Source organism: Microbacterium sp. ZW T6_19 (assembly GCF_044987465.1).
GTDB classification, from domain to species: Bacteria; Actinomycetota; Actinomycetes; order Actinomycetales; family Microbacteriaceae; genus Microbacterium; species Microbacterium natoriense_A.
The window spans coordinates 196,615-212,386 of record NZ_JBJDRH010000006.1; the positions used below are offsets into that span (position 1 = coordinate 196,615).

The 15,772-nt window shown below is 69.2% G+C and carries 13 protein-coding genes; 7 read left to right on the top strand and 6 right to left on the bottom strand.

What is annotated here, in order from left to right; translation table 11 throughout:
* Positions 1–16 precede the first annotated feature (16 nt).
* Both ACI3KT_RS11210 and ACI3KT_RS11215 read right to left on the bottom strand, forming a co-directional pair.
* Positions 17–973, bottom strand: coding sequence for a DNA-3-methyladenine glycosylase family protein (locus ACI3KT_RS11210; protein ID WP_404904297.1), 957 nt, complete (start codon positions 971–973; stop codon positions 17–19).
* 58 nt (positions 974–1,031) lie between these two features.
* The gene (locus tag ACI3KT_RS11215; RefSeq protein WP_292906129.1) at positions 1,032–1,727 is read right to left on the bottom strand and encodes a winged helix-turn-helix domain-containing protein; all 696 of its coding nucleotides are present in this window, start codon (positions 1,725–1,727) and stop codon (positions 1,032–1,034) included.
* 328 nt (positions 1,728–2,055) lie between these two features.
* On the opposite strand from ACI3KT_RS11215, the gene ACI3KT_RS11220 reads away from it, so the two are divergent.
* The 3 genes from ACI3KT_RS11220 (at position 2,056) to ACI3KT_RS11230 (ending at position 6,724) form a co-directional block, all read left to right on the top strand.
* Positions 2,056–2,364 (top strand): GNAT family N-acetyltransferase, encoded by a 309-nt coding sequence (locus ACI3KT_RS11220; protein ID WP_404904299.1) that lies wholly within the window; start codon positions 2,056–2,058, stop codon positions 2,362–2,364.
* Positions 2,365–2,475: 111 nt separating this feature from the next.
* Positions 2,476–3,645 carry an exonuclease SbcCD subunit D gene (locus ACI3KT_RS11225; protein WP_404904301.1) on the top strand — a complete coding sequence of 390 codons (1,170 nt, stop codon included), beginning with the start codon at positions 2,476–2,478 and terminating at the stop codon, positions 3,643–3,645.
* A 16-nt stretch (positions 3,646–3,661) separates the two neighbouring features.
* The gene (locus tag ACI3KT_RS11230) at positions 3,662–6,724 is read left to right on the top strand and encodes an AAA family ATPase (RefSeq protein WP_404904303.1); all 3,063 of its coding nucleotides are present in this window, start codon (positions 3,662–3,664) and stop codon (positions 6,722–6,724) included.
* Here the strand turns inward: ACI3KT_RS11230 and ACI3KT_RS11235 are convergent.
* Genes ACI3KT_RS11235 through ACI3KT_RS11245 form a run of 3 tightly spaced genes read right to left on the bottom strand, consistent with a single transcriptional unit; the run spans position 6,708 to position 9,058 of the window.
* On the bottom strand, positions 6,708–7,934 hold the full coding sequence (locus ACI3KT_RS11235) for an MFS transporter (RefSeq protein WP_404904305.1): 1,227 nt from the start codon (positions 7,932–7,934) through the stop codon (positions 6,708–6,710). The genes ACI3KT_RS11230 and ACI3KT_RS11235 overlap by 17 nt on opposite strands.
* A 47-nt stretch (positions 7,935–7,981) precedes the next feature.
* Positions 7,982–8,452, bottom strand: coding sequence for a MarR family winged helix-turn-helix transcriptional regulator (locus ACI3KT_RS11240; protein ID WP_404904307.1), 471 nt, complete (start codon positions 8,450–8,452; stop codon positions 7,982–7,984).
* Positions 8,453–8,500: 48 nt separating this feature from the next.
* Entirely contained in the window at positions 8,501–9,058 is a 558-nt protein-coding gene (locus ACI3KT_RS11245; RefSeq protein WP_292906141.1) for a nucleoside phosphorylase, read from the bottom strand.
* A 96-nt stretch (positions 9,059–9,154) separates the two neighbouring features.
* On the opposite strand from ACI3KT_RS11245, the gene nadE reads away from it, so the two are divergent.
* The 3 genes from nadE (at position 9,155) to ACI3KT_RS11260 (ending at position 14,394) form a co-directional block, all read left to right on the top strand.
* A complete protein-coding gene (gene nadE, locus ACI3KT_RS11250; RefSeq protein ID WP_292906143.1) occupies positions 9,155–9,973 on the top strand; it encodes an ammonia-dependent NAD(+) synthetase in 819 nt (272 codons plus the stop codon).
* Positions 9,974–10,162: 189 nt separating this feature from the next.
* Positions 10,163–13,627: a TM0106 family RecB-like putative nuclease gene (locus ACI3KT_RS11255; protein WP_404904308.1), complete on the top strand. Its 3,465-nt coding sequence runs from the start codon at positions 10,163–10,165 to the stop codon at positions 13,625–13,627.
* Complete coding sequence (locus tag ACI3KT_RS11260; protein ID WP_404904310.1) at positions 13,627–14,394, top strand: GNAT family N-acetyltransferase; 768 nt, start codon at positions 13,627–13,629, stop codon at positions 14,392–14,394. The genes ACI3KT_RS11255 and ACI3KT_RS11260 overlap by 1 nt, the downstream gene beginning before the upstream one ends.
* A 216-nt stretch (positions 14,395–14,610) precedes the next feature.
* Here ACI3KT_RS11260 and upp read toward each other — a convergent pair whose 3' ends face one another.
* On the bottom strand, positions 14,611–15,243 hold the full coding sequence (gene upp / locus ACI3KT_RS11265; protein ID WP_292906148.1) for a uracil phosphoribosyltransferase: 633 nt from the start codon (positions 15,241–15,243) through the stop codon (positions 14,611–14,613).
* Positions 15,244–15,334: 91 nt separating this feature from the next.
* On the opposite strand from upp, the gene ACI3KT_RS11270 reads away from it, so the two are divergent.
* Complete coding sequence (locus ACI3KT_RS11270; protein ID WP_292906308.1) at positions 15,335–15,766, top strand: nucleoside deaminase; 432 nt, start codon at positions 15,335–15,337, stop codon at positions 15,764–15,766.
* The last annotated feature ends 6 nt before the right edge of the window (positions 15,767–15,772 follow it).

The window sequence follows — 15,772 nt, forward strand, 5'->3', positions numbered from 1 at the left end:
ATTCAGCCTAGGGGTCTCACCGTCGCCGGTGATCCTCGGGTGCGAGACGCGGACCGCGGCGCGGTTCGCGCATGCCGCTCGCGAGGATCAGCCGGATCACCCGCTGGCGCTGCCCGGCCCAGGGCGCGAGCAGTTCGAGCATGCCGTCGTCATCGGTGCGCGCGCCGGCGAGGGCGTAGCCCACCTCGTGGGCGAGGTGATAGTCGCCGATGCTCACGGCATCGGCGTCGCCGAGAGCCCGGATGCGGGTCTCGGCGGATGTCCAGATGCCGATGCCGGGAAGGCTCGTCAGAACCCTGTCGCGGGCCGGGCCGTCGGGTGAAGCCAGCAGGGCGCGCTCGATGCTCGCCCCTCGCTCGGCCGATCGTGCGATCGTCTTCGACTGCGAAGGCTCCACTCCTGCTCGATGCCACGCCCACGAGGGAATGCTCCGCCACACGGCGGGGAGTGGAGCCGCGAACATCGGCCGGGGCGTCGGCCCCGGTGCGCGCTCGCCGAAACGTGAGACGAGATGCCGCCACGCGCCGAAGGCCTGCAGGCCCGTGACCTTCTGCTCGATGATCGCGCAGGCGAGCGCGTCGAAGACCTGTCCCGTCCTGGTCAGGCGCAGCGAGGGGTGCCTGCGGGCGGAGTCGGCGATCACCGGATGCAGCGAGGCGTCGAAGCCGTCGTCATCGTCGCTCGCTCCGCAGAGATCGGGCACGGTGTCGAGCGCATGAGACGCACCGACTCCCCACGCCGTCGCCCTGATCTCGCCCGACGACTCGCGCAGGGCCAGGGTCGCCACGCCAGAGGGCGTCCGTACCGCGCGCCAGAGCACCGGTCCGTCGATCACGGTCGTCGGATCGTTCGGACCGCGGCGCAGCACGCCGACCGTACGCAGCAGGTCGACCGGTCTCGCAGGGCGGTAGACGGACTGGAGCGGGGCAGCGGATGCCACAGCATCCGATTCCGCACCCGCCGTCAACGTCATGCGAACACCCTACGCGGCGCTGCCGCCGTCGAGATGAGAGCCGCGTGCGGCAGTCGGGTCAGAAGCGGTCGGGCGAGGGGGTGCCGTGGCCGTAGCGGATGACGACGTCGGCGTGACGGTCGAAGCGGTAGCCGATTCCACGGACGGTGCGCACGATGTCCTCGTAGCGGCCGAGCTTGGCGCGCAGGCGACGCACGTGCACGTCGATGGTGCGCTCGCCGGGAGTCTCGTCGTCCTGCGCCTGCCACAGCGCCGAGACGAGCTCGCTGCGCTCGATGGTGCGGCCCTCGCGGAGGACCAGGTACTGCAGCAGCTCGAACTCCTTGTAGGTGAACGCGGCGGATTCGCCGTCGATCAGCACGCGCTTGCGCGAGATGTCGACGACCACGCCGCCTTCCTCGTCGGTGGTCTCCTCTTCGGCTGCGGCCTTGGTGCGGGCGATCGCACCCGGCTCCTGCAGGGCGAGGCGGACGACGTCGAGGTCGCGGCCTCCGGAGCCGTGCGGTGCGAGCGCCACGGTGGCGTGGGTCTCGGCGCCGGGGGCGAGTTCTGCGAGCGTGCGACGAAGCGCGTCGACGAGGAGGGGGAGGCTCACTCCGGCCTCAGCCGCCTTGATCTCGTCGAGTCCGACGTAGAGGGCGAAGCCGCGCGGTGAGCGGACGGCGGGCAGGTCTGCGGCGAGCTGCGCGGCGGAAGAGGCCGACTGGCGGACGGCGGTGGCGGCGGGACGCTCGAGAAGGGCAGTGTTCGACATGATGATGAGTCCTCGGGGACGTGAGCCGATGCGGCTCTGATGCGTTGCATGAATGACCGGGCGGAGCCGGAGAGATCGAGCAAGGGTGGGTGCTCGGAGACCCTGCCCCGCAGATCGCGAGGGGTCAGGTCAGGCGGGGTGGCTGTTCGTTCAGCGACACATTCGGCAACACATGCCAACGCGACCGGGCATCATCATCCCGGCAGTCCTGTTCGCCTCCTGGGCGGACAAAGGGCGTGCGTTGGTGGTCATGGGGGGATTATGTCTGAAGAAGTCACCGCGTGTCAAAACGACCCTCGCCCCACCCGGCCGGCGTAACGTTGCCGGAATGACCACCGAGAGTGCGATAAAGGGTTTCATCTTCACGGACGAGAAGGATGCCTCCCGCTACACACTGATGCATGACGGGCAGCTCGTGAGCGTGCTCGACTATCGTGACGACGGTCGGACGATCGCCCTTACGAGAGCCTTCACGATCCCGACTTTCCGCGGGAGAGGCTACGCGGCGAAGGTCGTCGAGGGGGCTGTCGCCGACCTCGAGACCCGCGGCGATCGGCATGTGATCCCGGTCTGCTGGTACGTCGCGGACTGGTTCGACGCGCACCCGGAGCACGCTTCACTTCTGCGTACACGATGATCTGAACTCTGTGACACTGTGTTACGGAACCGGCAGCGTCCCTCCGCCGGTTCGTGCCCTCGAGCGGCACGCCTCAGAGGGAATGTCCGAGGCCGTCCGTAGCGTGTGAGTATGCGAATCCTGCACACCTCCGACTGGCACATCGGCCGCACGTTCCATGGCAGCTCGACCATGGATGCGCTGGCCGAGGTGCTGGGCGCGCTCACGGTGCAGGTGCGCGACAACGAGGTCGACGTCGTGATCGTCGCGGGCGACGTCTTCGACTCCGCGACGCCGGCCGGGCCGGCGTACACGCTCCTCAGCGACACCCTTCTCGCTCTCGCCGATTCCGGGGCTCGGGTCATCGTGACAAGCGGCAATCACGATTCCGCCGCTCGCCTCGGTTTCCAGGCGCGGCTGCTGCGCGACGGCATCCATGTGCTGACCGATCCGCTCGCCATCGGCGCACCGGTGACGGTGGCAGATGCTGACGGCCCGGTGCACTTCTTCGGCATCCCGTATCTCGAGCCGGCCATCGTCCGACAGCACTTCCCTGCCGCCGGAGAAGGAGGCGCCGAGCTTCGCACCCAGGCCCAGACCATGGCGCACGCGATGAGCCTCGTGCGGGCCGGGATGGCCGAGCACGAAGGGCGTTCGGTCGCGATCGCGCACTGCTTCGCCGCGGGCGTCGATGCGACGGTCGGGCTCGAGCGCGAAGTGCGCCAGGGCGGTCTCGACATGGTCCCGCTCGAGGTCTTCGACGGGCCCGACTACGTGGCGCTCGGGCACATCCACGGTCGGCAGCAGCTCAGCGAGCGGGTGCGCTACGCGGGTGCGCCCCTGCACTACAGCTTCGGCGAGCAGGACAAGCCGCGCGGATCCTGGCTCATCGACCTCGATGCCGATGGGCTCGCGAACGTCGCCTGGCTCGCGCTGCCGGTGCCGCGTGCACTCGTCACCCTCACCGGAACGCTCGACGACATCCTGTCGGGCGACAACGTGGCCGCGCATGCAGAGCACTGGGTGTGCGCGGTCTACACCGACGCGCTGCCGCAGGCCGAGCCGATGCGCCGGCTGCGTGAGCGCTTCCCATACTGCGCGATGGTGCAGCACCAGCCCGCTGTCACCGGAGCAGCCGAGGTGCGCACGTACTCCGAGCGCCTGCGCACCGCGGTCACCGACACCGACCGCATCGAGGCGTTCCTCGAGCACGTGCGCGCGGGGCAGGGAGCGAGCGAACGCGAGCGGGTGCTGATCCGCGAGGTGCTCGACGATCGGGTGCGGGCCGAGGCCCTCGTATGACCCCGAAGATGCTCTGATGCGACTGCATCGCCTCGAGGTCGAGGGGTTCGGCCCGTTCCGAGCGCGCCAGTTCGTGGACTTCGACGCCTTCGCCGACGATGGGATCTTCTTGATCGCCGGGCGCACGGGGGCGGGCAAGTCGAGCATCCTCGATGCGGTGTGTTTCGGCCTGTACGGCGGTGTTCCGCGATACGACGGCGGCGAGAAGCGGGTGCGCTCCGACCACAGCGACCCCGACGAGATCTCAGAGGTCGTCGTCGAGTTCAGCACACCGGCGGGGAGGTTCCGGGTGACCCGGTCGCCGGAGTATCTGCGGCCGGCCAAGCGCGGCGGAGGCATGACGAAGCAGGCGGCGGGGGTCGCGCTCGACGAGTGGTCGGATGCCGGATGGATCGGCCGAGCCGCCCGCGCCGTCGATGTCGGGAACGAACTCGACGAGATCCTTCAGCTCAGTCGCGAGCAGTTCCTGCAGGTGATACTCCTCGCGCAGAACCGGTTCTCGGAATTCCTGCTCGCGAACAGCAAAGATCGACAGGCACTGCTGCGGCGCCTGTTCGGCACCGAGCGGTTCGACGACGTGCAGGCTCGTTTCGACGCTCGGCGGCGGGCTGCGGAGCAGGCTCTGGGCACCCGGCTCGCGACAGTGGCCGCACGGGTCGAGGAGGCCGAGCGTCTGGCCACGGATGCACAGCTGTGGGGTGACGCGGGTGTCGGCCCTTCGGAGGCGGAGGGTGCGGTCGCGCCCGAATCCGCGAGCGGAGCGCGAGCCGCCGCAGCTGCGCGGATCGATGCGACGACCGAGGAGCGGCTCGACGATCTCCGCCGTGCCCGGTCCCGCGCCGAGTACCGCAGCGAGCGGCGCGCGGCCGATCGTGAAGATGCCGAGGCGCGACTGGCGGCGGCGGACGCCGCATTGTCGGCCTTGCGCGAAGACCGCCGCGCGCAAGCTGAACGCGATCGGGCCCGCCTCGCGCTCACGCGGCTCGAGGGCGAGGCCACGGAGATCTCAGCGGTCGCTGTCGAGCTCCGTGAGGCTCGGTCGGCTGAGGCTCTGCGAGCCACGATCATCGCGGCGACGAAGGCCGGCGCATCGCTCGAAGCCGCGGTCGAGCTCGAGCGGGGGGCACGGATCGCGTGGGAGTCATTCGACGGCGCCGAGCTGTCGCCGACGGATGCCGAAGACGAAGCAGCGGCGATGCGCGCCTGGGTGGGGGAGCGCATCAAAGCGATGGGGTCGTGGGGGCGCGCAGCCGAACTCGAACGAGGCGCTGCCGCTCTCGCCGCCGAACTGCAGGCGTCCCAGGATCGGGTGGCAGCGGCATCCGCTCGCATCGAGGCCGGTGCCGCTGAGCGAGCGACTCTGCCCGAGCGGGTGGCGGCCGTGACGACCGCACGCGACGACGCACGGCGCACGGCAGACCGTGCAGCCGACCTCGCTCGAGTCCGCGACCTCGCGGCCGGGCGGGTGGCGGCGGCTCGAGAGGTCGTGCGGTTGAGCGCGGAGCACGAGGTCGCAGAGCAGTCGCTGGCCGACGCCAGCGCAGCGCTCGCCGCGGAGCAGGCTGCTCTCGCCGGATTGCGCAGGCGCCGCCTCGATGGCTTCGCGGGTGAACTGGCGTCGACTCTCGTCGACGGCGAGCCCTGCCCGGTCTGCGGCTCGGCGGAGCATCCCGCACCGGCGACGCACAGCGATCCCGTCTCCGCCGATGACATCGACGCGGCCGAACGCGTGCGCGACGACGCGGCAGAGCGCGAGCGCGCGGCGGCAGAGACTTCATCGGCACTGCGCGCCGAGGCTGCCGCCGCGGCCTCCCGGGCCGATGGGCGCACAGTCGACACCGCCGAGACCGAACTGGCGGCTGCGACGGAAGAGTACGCGAAGAGCGTCACCGCAGCGGACGCACTCGCCCGACTCGACGAGGAGCTCGCCGAGCTTCGCGCACGCCTCGAGCACCTCGAGGGACAGCGTGCGGCAGATGACGCGGAATCCGCGTCGGCCCGAGAGCAGCTCGCACTGCTGCAGCAGCGCAGCACGGACGCTGCGACGCAGATCGATGACGCTCGAGGCGAGTTCGCCACCGTGGCTGAACGGATCGCCGACACCGAGGTGCGGATCGATGCAGCTCGCCGGCTGGCCGGGGCGATCGAGGACCGTCAGCGCCGTGCGCTGGCCGCCGTCGACGCCCACGAAGAGCAGCAGGCCGCGCTTGAGGCGTCGGACTTCACCGAGGTGGAGGAGGTCGAGCAGGCGTTGCGATCGCCGGCGGAGCAGGATGCGCTGCAGCGTCGGATCGACGAGCATGCCGCTCAGCTCGGCAAGGAGAAGGCGACGCTGCTGGAGCTCGAACTGCTCACTCTGCCCGAGGAGCCCATCGACCTCGCTCCGGCCGAACAGGCGGCGTCGAGCTCCCGTGCGAGCTGGATCTCCGCGGTCGACGTGGCCACGAAGGCCGAGAACGCGGCGCTGCAGCTGACCGGACTCATCGAGTCGGCGACCGCCGAGCACGCGGCGACCGCGGAAGACGCTGCCGAGTTCGAGGTGTTGCGCGGCCTCGCCGACACGATCGCGGGCCGCGGTTCGAACACGCACAAGATGACTCTCGAGACCTTCGTGCTCGCCGCCGAACTCGAAGAGATCGTGCAAGCCGCGAACCGACGGCTGCACGACATGTCGACCGGTCGCTACCAGTTGAAGCACTCCGACGCGCTGGCCGCGCGCGGCGCGGCATCCGGGCTGGGCATCGTCGTCTACGACGCTTTCACTGGGCAGAGTCGTCCCGCCCAATCGCTCTCGGGCGGCGAGACGTTCCTGAGCTCCCTCGCCCTCGCCCTCGGACTCGCAGAGGTTGTGACGTCCCGAGCGGGCGGCATCCGCCTCGACACCCTGTTCATCGATGAAGGCTTCGGATCCCTCGACGGCGACACCCTCGAGGTCGCCATGCGCACACTCGACGAGCTGCGTCAGGGCGGCCGCACGGTCGGCGTGATCAGTCACGTCGAGGCGATGCAGGAGCAGATCCCTGCTCAGCTGCTGGTGCGGGCGACGCCTGAGGGGCCGAGCATCATCGAGACCCGCTGACCGCGTCATCGACGGTCTCGCGATCAGGTCCGCCTGAGGTCGCGCGTCCCAGAGACACGGCCAAGCCGATGCCCACCAGAAGGCCGCCGGCTCCCAGAAGGTAGCCGATGCCGAGGTCGGTGGCAGCAGCGAGGCTCGCGACGGCGAAGACGCCGATGGCGCCGCCTGCTTGCTGAGTGGCGGCGAGGAAGGCTGATGCGGCGCCCGCATGCTCAGGCGGCGCCGCACTCATCGCCAGGTCGGTGGCCTGCGGCATCGCAAGACCGAATCCGGCTCCCATCACGACGAAGGCCGGAGCGACATCCATCCAGAAGCTGCCATCGTGCGGCACACGGGCCATCAGCACCATGCCCGCCGCGAAGAAGGCCAGAGCGGCGATGAGCACTCGTTCACTGCCGAACCGGACGGCGAGTCGAACGGAGAGCCCCAGAGAAGTGATGGCGATCGGCACCGTCACCGCCAGAAACGCGGCCCCGGTCGCGAGCGGGCTGAGGCCCAGTGCGTCCTGCAGGAATAGGGACGAGAGGAACTGGAACGACATCCCCGCGATCACCATGGTGAACAGCACGCCTCCTGCGAGGGTGAAGCGACGGGCGCTGAAGAGGGCACGCGGAACCAGTCCCCCGCTGACGGGGTGGCCGGGCACGCGCTCCATGGTGGCTGCGCCGAGAGCGAGTGCGGCCACACCGATCGGTGCATTCACGAGGAAGACCCACGGCCACGTCGCGAACTCGGTGATCATGCCGCCCGCGACCATGCCGATGGCGCCGCCCGCAGAGCCGATGAAGGCGAGCACCGCGAAGGCCCTCATTCGCGGTGCTGGCTCGGGGAAGAGGTCGGCGATCATGCCCAGCGAGACCGCCGTGGAGAGCCCGCCGCCGACTCCCTGCAGCGCGCGGCCGATGAGGAGCGAAGCGGGATCCCAGGCAAGACCGCAGAGGATGGATGCGGCGGTGAAGAGAGCGACGCCCGTGAGGAAGACGCGCCGGGTGCCCCATCGGTCGCCCAGCCTGCCGGCGGGCAGCAGGACCAGGGCGAACGCGGCGAAGAAGGCGTTGACCACCCAGGAGAGCGAACTGTTCGAGAATCCGAGGCCGGAGCGGATCGCGGGGAGAGCGACCGTGACGACCGTGCCGTCGAGGATGACCATCAACTGGGTGGCGGAGAGGGCCAGGAATGCGAGCGAGCGTCGACGCGCGGTGGAAGTCATATTCCGACCGTAACAGATAGTTTTGTATAAAACTATTCTTTGTAGATCTACTTCGTGACGGGCACGCGACGTCGCAGGGTGGCGGTGTGCGAAGGGGTGGCCCACACCGACTCGGTCAGCGTCTGCAGGGTGGAGAGGAAGGTCGCACGCGCGGTGGGCTCGATCACCACGAGGGCTTCTTCCACGACGGCGTCGTACACGTCGTAGGCGCGACGTAGCGTTTCGAGGCCGGAATCCGTGACGACGACGATCCGGGCGCGACGATCAGAGTCCGACACGCGACGCTCGGCGAGTCCTGCCTTCTCCAGGCCATCAAGGGTCGTGACCATCGTGGTCTTGTCGAGCATGGCGAGTTCTGCCACGACGTTCTGTGTGCGCTCGGCCTCTGCGGCCTTCATGAGCACGCAGAACTCGCGCACGTCCAGTCCGACTTCCTGCAGGGCGGCGCCCAGTTGCGCGGAGAAGGCATATGCCGACTGATTGAGCAGGAATGCCAGGTCGAGACGGATGCCGGTCATATTGCAACTGTAGCAAGATGATCCGCTGTCGGATTGTTTTCTTGCGCCTCAGACGCCGTACGCCGAGGCGACGAACTCGCGAAGCTGCACGCTGCATCGGGCGACGGCATCCCGCCAATCCGTCAGCGCACCGTCTTCGGCGCTGTCCGACACCGCACGGTACACGCGGATGGGCACGCCGAACTGCCCGGCCACCCAGATGTACGCGTAGGTCTCCATGTCGACGAGAGCGGCTCCGGTGGGGCGGATGACCGCCGTGACCTCGGCGTCGTCGACGAAGTGGTCGCCCGTTGCGATGAGGACCCCGTCGCGTCCGGTCGACACGCGAGCGGGAAGTGAGACGTGCTGACCGGAGATGCCGTCGAGGTCGGTGACGTCGTGCTGGAAGGCGGTTCCGACCTCGTGCACGCCCTCGGCCAGATCGGGGTCGATGGCCCCGGCCGTGCCGACCACGACGATCTCGTCATAGGTGTTCGCGTCGAGAGCCCGGGTCAACGCGTACGTCGCCTGGAGCTTCCCGGGGCCCGTGACCAGACGGTCGAATCCGGGCAGTGTGTCGGGAAAGGCGGAGAGCTCGGAGGCGAGTGCGGCGACGAGAAGTTTCACTGCCTCATCTTTTCACTCGGCACCTGGTAGAAGCATGTGTCATCCCGCCGTAACAGTCAGGGGGGATACTGGTGTCACAACGAGTGAGGAGCCCCCGTGTCGCTGCAGCAGCAGATCTCTGAAGCCCTCGGCGTGAAGGCCGAGATCGATCCCGATGCCGAAGCGGAGCGGCGGGTGCAGTTCCTCGCCGACTATCTGCGCGCCTCCGGAGCGCGCGGGTTCGTGCTCGGGATCTCCGGCGGGCAGGACTCCACGCTGGCGGGGCGTCTCGCGCAGCTCGCGGTCGAACGAGTCCGCGAAGAGGGCGGCGAAGCGACGTTCCTGGCCGTGCGCCTGCCGTACCGCGTGCAGCACGACGCGGCCGACGCCGACGCCGCGCTGGCATTCATCCAGGCCGATTCCTCAGTCGAGGTGAACATCCAGAACGGGGTCGACGGCGTCGAGGAGGACATCGAGTTCGCCGTCACGAGCGACATCAGCGACTTCAACCGCGGCAACATCAAGGCCCGCGTGCGCATGGTCACGCAGTACGCGCTCGCCGGCCATGAGGGCAAGCTCGTGATCGGCACGGACCACGCCGCCGAGGCGGTGACGGGCTTCTACACGAAGTTCGGAGACGGAGCGGCCGACCTGCTGCCTCTCTCGGGACTCAGCAAGCGTCAGGGACGCGCCGTGCTGAAGAGCCTCGGCGCACCGGAGCGGTTGTACCTGAAGGTGCCGACGGCCGATCTGCTCGACGGCACGCCCGGGCGCGCTGACGAGGACGAACTCGGTCTCACCTATGAGCAGATCGACGACTTCCTCGAGGGCAAGCAGGTCGATCCCGAGGTCGCCGGCCGCATCGAGGCGAAGTACCTCGCCACCCAGCACAAGCGGCACCTGCCCGCGACACCGGCCGACACCTGGTGGCGCTGAGGCGCTGAGCCGTCGGCGTCGCGGGTGGTGCGGCTCTGCTCGCTTCTGCCTGTGCCACACACCTGGCACCTGTTGGCGGAATCCGCGCGCGATTGCGGCCATCGGTGGCGTCCGAAGGGCGGTCGCGCGAGGGGCGCCCAGACTGCTGCGCGGCCGGGCGTTGTCGGATGCCGCGGCTAGTGTCGAAGCATGCGGATCGATCCCGAATCTCAGCGCGTCATCTGGAGCGCGAGCGACCTCAAAGCGGCGGCCGAGTGCGAGTTCGCGTGGTGCCGGGCGATCGATGCGAAGCTCGGGAGAGTCCCTGCCGTCGAAGAACCCGAAGACGCCACGCTGAAGCGTGCGGCGCTCCTCGGAGATGTGCACGAGCAGAAGGTTCTGGCGCGCTACGTCGACGACCTCGGCGATGATCGTGTGCACCGCATCGAAAAGGTGTCGTCGGTCGATGCCGAGGCTCTCGCCGCGGCCGTCGCCGAGACGATCGAGGCGCTGAACTCCGACGCGACGGTGATCTTCCAGGCCGCGTTCAAGACAGACGAGTTCGTCGGATTCGCCGACTTCCTGCGCCGCGATCCCGACGGGCGCTGGCGCGTCGAAGACTCGAAGCTCGCGCGTCGAGCCAAGGTGACGGCCCTCATGCAGCTCGCGGCATATGTCGATCAACTCGACCGCCTCGGCGTGCCGCGCTCCGACGAGGTCGACCTCATCCTCGGCGACGGCACTCGCAGCACGCACCGGGTCGACGATCTGCTGCCGCTGTTCCAGGTGCGCCGGGCGCGTCTGCGTGCCCTGATCGCCGATCGTGCCATCGCGTCCGGCGCTGCGGGCACGCCGCTGGCCTGGGGCGACGACCGGGGAGATCTCGAGATCGTGGCGTGTGGACGCTGCGCCACTTGCGAAGAGCAGGTCCTTGCGCACCGCGACCTGCTCATGGTCGCCCGCATGCGGCCCGTGCAGCGCGCCCGACTGCGCGCGGGCGGGATCGAGACGATCGACGCCCTGGCCACCGCATCCGATGCCCCTGAGGGCATGAACCCCGACACCTTCGACACCCTGCGCGCGCAGGCGCGGTTGCAACTGCGCGCCGACGTCGCGGGAGAAGCGACCTTCGAGGTGCACTACGCCGCGGCGATCCACACGCTGCCAGTGCCGAGCCACGGCGACATCTTCTTCGACTTCGAGGGCGACCCTCTGTACACCGAGCCTGCTCCCGACGGCGAGGCCCATTGGGGGCTCGACTACCTGTTCGGTTGGGTCGACAACGCCGATCAGTACAGCGCGCTGTGGGCGCACGACTTCGCGGCCGAGAAACGGGCGCTCGAGGACTTCCTCGATTTCGTCGCCGCCCGTCGCTCCGCGCACCCCGGCATGCACATCTATCACTACGCGCCGTACGAGACCTCGCACCTCGTGGCGATGGCGGCGAGGCATGGCGTGCGCGAGGGTGAGGTCGACAAGCTGCTGCGTGAAGGAGTCTTCGTCGACCTGTATCCGCTGGTCCTGCGGACAGTGCGCGTCGGCTCGCGCTCGTACTCGATCAAGAAGCTCGAGCCGCTGTACATGGGCGACGAGGTGCGCACACAGGACGTGCAGAAGGGCGACGACTCGATCGTGCAGTACGTCGCCGCGCGCGAGCTCGCGGCGGCGGGGGAGCAGGCCGAGGCCGATGCCGTGTTCGCCGATCTCGCAGACTACAACCGCTACGACTGCGTGTCGACGAGGCGATTGCGCAACTGGCTGATCGACATCGCCAGAGAGAAGGGCGTGCGCCCCGCTCCGCCGGATCAGGCCGACGAGATCGTCTACGAACCGTCTCCGCGGTCGGTGTCGCTGCTCGCCGACGCCGCGCACGACGTCGACTCAGGGGGCGACGGACTCGTGCACCGGATCGCCGCAGCCGCGATCGACTACTTCCCCCGCGAGGCGAAGAGCTTCTGGATCTCGCACTTCGCACGACTCCGTGAGCCTGTGACGATGTGGGAGACCACGCGGGACGTCATCCGCATCGACCGTTTCGCGTCGACGGTGCTCCGCGGCTGGAGCGTCGGCGAAGGGCGTCGCGTGATGTCGCGCGACATCGAGATCCGGGGAGAGGTCGCGCCCGGCACGACCCTCGGCGCGGGCGGCGAGCCGTTCGCTCTGTACGAGATGCCGGCGCCGTTCGAGATCGACGCTCCGTCCAGGGCCGTGCACGCGGCCCGGACTGTCAAGATCGCCGAGGTGCTCGACGACGGCTATCTCATCACCGAGACCTCGGTGCGCGGCCAGACCTGGGACGAGCTGCCGATCGCTCTGACACCCGCGGCACCGCCGAGGGTGGTCTCTCTGCAGGGGGCGATCGACGAATGGGCGGATGCCGTGCATCTCGCCGCCCCCGATTTTCCCCGCGACGCGGCGACCGACATCCTGCGGCGGATCCCGCCGCGCACGATCTCCGGCGCTCCGCTGCCCGAGGCGGGTGAGGACACGATCGACGCCATCGTGCGCGGCGTTCTCGATCTCGATCGCAGTTACCTCGCGGTGCAAGGTCCTCCCGGCACAGGCAAGACCTTCACGGGTTCTCGCGTGATCGCGCGGCTCGTGAAGGAGCACGGCTTCAAGGTCGGCGTCGTCGCACAGTCGCACGCGATCATCGACACCCTGCTCGAGCGCGTAGTCGCCGACGGCGTGCCCGCCGGCCAGGTCGGCAAGGCGCCGAAGGACGGCGCCGCCGAACCCTCCTACACGCCTATCCCGAAGGGCGGCATGGCTGCATTCCTCGGAGAGCACGCCGATCACGGCGTCGTCGTCGGCGGTACCGCGTGGGACTTCAGCAACACCCAGCGCGTCGACAGAGCTGGTCTCGACCTCCTCGTGGTCGACGAGGCAGGGCAGTTCTCGCTCGCGTCGACGATCGCCGTGGCCGCCGGTGCCCAGCGCCTCCTGCTGCTCGGAGACCCGCAGCAGCTGCCGCAGGTGAGTCAGGGGGCGCACCCCGAGCCGGTCAACACCTCGGCCCTCGGCTGGGTCATGGACGGTGACGAAGTGGTCAGGCCCGAGTACGGCTACTTCCTCGCGAGGTCGTGGCGTATGCACCCCTCCGTGGCCGCTCCCGTCTCGAAACTCTCCTACGCCGGAAGACTGGCATCGGCTCCCGTCGCCGCGAAGAGGTCGCTCGACGGAGTCGAACCCGGGCTGCACGTCGTCGCTTTGCGCCACCGGGGCAACGCGACGGAATCGCCCGAGGAAGCTGCCGAGGTGGTGCGCATCGTGCGCGAGATCGTCGGCCGTGCCTTCACCGACGACGATGGCGCCGTGCGTCCCTTGGAGCAGTGCGACATCATCGTCGTCACGCCGTACAACGCGCAGCGCCAACTCGTTCTCGACGCGCTGGCGGCGGCGGGTTTCGGCGAGGTGCCCGTGGGCACGGTCGACAACTTCCAGGGCAAGGAGGCGGTGGTCTCGATCACGTCGCTCGCGGCGTCGAGCGGCCGTGACGCCCCGCGCGGACCCGAGTTCCTGCTGCTGCAGAACCGGCTGAACGTCGCAATCTCGCGCGCGCAGGTCGCGGCTTATCTCATCCACTCCCCGGCGCTGCTCGACGACCTGCCGCACACGCCGGAGGGCGTGACACGGCTCAGCGCCTTCGCCCGGCTCGTGGGGGCGGCGAACTGATGCACACGACGGACGACATCCTGCGGGCGGCGGCAGCCTGGGTCTGGTTCCCGCGCGACAGCGAGCAGCAGAACGACGAGCTGCAGCTGGTGCGCTATCCGGCGCGGTTCGGCGGGGGAGTGCGCGCTTCGCAGGTCGATTCGACGGCCGATGCCGCGGCTGTTGTCGACCATGCGATCGCGCGCACCCGCGCATGGGGTGAATCGCGGCTGACAGTGTGGGTCAGTCCTTCGGACTCGCCTGACCTCGAGCACGAACTGCTGCGCCGCGGCGGCGAGCTTTTCGACACGGTCACCGTGTTCGCCAGCCCTATCGAGGCCATCGAGATCGACATTCCGGTCGGCAGGAGCGCCGAAGTCGTCCGGAGCATCGAGCAGGTGCGAGAGGTCGACGCAATCAATGTGGCGGTGTGGGCGCAGGCGCCCCTCGACGAGGAGGGGCTGCGCACAGAGTTCTCCGATATCTCGACAGCGCTCGCCGCGGGCACCGGTCTACGAGTGCTGGGGCGGATCGACGGCGAACCCGTGAGCACCGGCGGTTGCACGATCGTCGACGGGTTCACCCGCCTGTGGGGCGCAGCGACACACGAGCACGCACGCGGACGAGGGGCCTATCGCGCGGTGCTCGCGGAGCGGCTGCGCGCGAGCTCTGAACTCGGCGCCCGCACCGCGCTGGTGAAGGGGCGGATCTCCACGTCAGCGCCCATCCTCGCCCGAGCGGGTTTCCGCAACTACGGCGACGAGCGCGGATACCGGCTCGCGGTCTGACGGGGCCTCGTCGTGCGCAGGACCGGTCCTTGCGGATCGCGCTCAGGTACGAAAAGTCGGTGTTTCGGTCGACACACCGCTGCCGACGGCCGCCTGCGCGGCGTGTCGGTGCGTGGGTCCGACGTTTCGTACGGCGCGGAGCGGCGCGGCGCAGGAATGTGGAGCGGAGCAGGAGCGGCGCGGCGCAGGAGCGGAGCGCTGCAGCATCCCATCCGCTCAGACGGTGCCGTAGAGCCTGTCTCCCGCGTCGCCGAGACCGGGCACGATGTAGCCCTTCTCGTTCAGGCGCTCGTCGAGTGCACCCAGCACGAGGGTGACGTTGCGGTCGCCGACAAGCTTCTCGATCGCCGCGACTCCTTCGGGCGTGCCGAGCAGGCAGATCGCCGTGACATCCTCGGCGCCGCGGTCGAACAGGAACTGGATCGCGGCGGCGAGAGATCCGCCGGTCGCGAGCATCGGGTCGATCGCGAAGCACTGACGGTCGCTGAGGTCTGCGGGAAGGCGCTCGGCGTAGGTCGTCGGCTCGAACGTCTCCTCGTCGCGGACCATGCCGAGGAATCCCACCTCGGCGGTCGGCAGCAGCTTGACGAGGCCCTCGAGCATGCCGAGGCCGGCGCGGAGGATCGGGACCACGATCGGACGCGGCTCCGACAGCTTCACCCCTGTCGTCGTGGTGACCGGCGTCTTGATCTCGATCGGGGTGACCTTGACGTTGCGGGTCGCCTCGTAGGCGAGCAGGGTCACGAGCTCCTCGGTGAGCTGGCGGAACAGCGGCGACGATGTGCGCTCGTCGCGCAGGACCGACAGCTTGGCTGTGATGAGAGGGTGGTCGGCCACGTGAACGCGCATGAGTCCAGGCTATCCGACGCACACGCATTCGCCGATGCCGGCTCATCGGGCGGGATAGGGTGTGACCGTGAGGCAGGGCGACAGCGAGGGCATGCTGCGCTCGCTCGCGCTCGCCGCCGAAGCCGCCGCGGTCGACGAGATCCCGGTCGGCGCCGTGGTGCTCGATGCCGACGGCCGCATCATCGGCGAAGGGCGCAACAGCCGAGAGATCTCCCACGATCCGACAGGTCACGCCGAAGTGAACGCCCTGCGAGGAGCCGCGGCATCCGTCGGATCCTGGAACCTCGAAGGCTGCACGCTGGTCGTCACCCTCGAGCCCTGCGTGATGTGCGCCGGCGCGATCCTGCAGTCGCGAATCTCGCGCGTCGTGTTCGGCGCATGGGATGACAAGGCCGGAGCGGCCGGCTCGATGTACGACCTGTTGCGAGATCGCCGGCTGCCGTACCGCGCCGAAGTCGTCGGGGGAGTCGAAGCGGATGCCGCCACGGCTCTGCTCCGCGACTTCTTCGCCTCGCGCCGCTGACCGCGC

Bases quoted from the DNA above. Each gene is read 5' to 3' on its own strand.
- ACI3KT_RS11210 (WP_404904297.1), bottom strand. From the start codon at position 973: ATGACGTTGACGGCGGGTGCGGAATCGGATGCTGTGGCATCCGCTGCC.
- ACI3KT_RS11215 (WP_292906129.1), bottom strand. From the start codon at position 1,727: ATGTCGAACACTGCCCTTCTCGAGCGTCCCGCCGCCACCGCCGTCCGC.
- ACI3KT_RS11220 (WP_404904299.1), top strand. From the start codon at position 2,056: ATGACCACCGAGAGTGCGATAAAGGGTTTCATCTTCACGGACGAGAAG.
- ACI3KT_RS11225 (WP_404904301.1), top strand. From the start codon at position 2,476: ATGCGAATCCTGCACACCTCCGACTGGCACATCGGCCGCACGTTCCAT.
- ACI3KT_RS11230 (WP_404904303.1), top strand. From the start codon at position 3,662: ATGCGACTGCATCGCCTCGAGGTCGAGGGGTTCGGCCCGTTCCGAGCG.
- ACI3KT_RS11235 (WP_404904305.1), bottom strand. From the start codon at position 7,934: ATGACTTCCACCGCGCGTCGACGCTCGCTCGCATTCCTGGCCCTCTCC.
- ACI3KT_RS11240 (WP_404904307.1), bottom strand. From the start codon at position 8,452: ATGACCGGCATCCGTCTCGACCTGGCATTCCTGCTCAATCAGTCGGCA.
- ACI3KT_RS11255 (WP_404904308.1), top strand. From the start codon at position 10,163: ATGCGGATCGATCCCGAATCTCAGCGCGTCATCTGGAGCGCGAGCGAC.
- ACI3KT_RS11260 (WP_404904310.1), top strand. From the start codon at position 13,627: ATGCACACGACGGACGACATCCTGCGGGCGGCGGCAGCCTGGGTCTGG.
- upp (WP_292906148.1), bottom strand. From the start codon at position 15,243: ATGCGCGTTCACGTGGCCGACCACCCTCTCATCACAGCCAAGCTGTCG.
- ACI3KT_RS11270 (WP_292906308.1), top strand. From the start codon at position 15,335: ATGCTGCGCTCGCTCGCGCTCGCCGCCGAAGCCGCCGCGGTCGACGAG.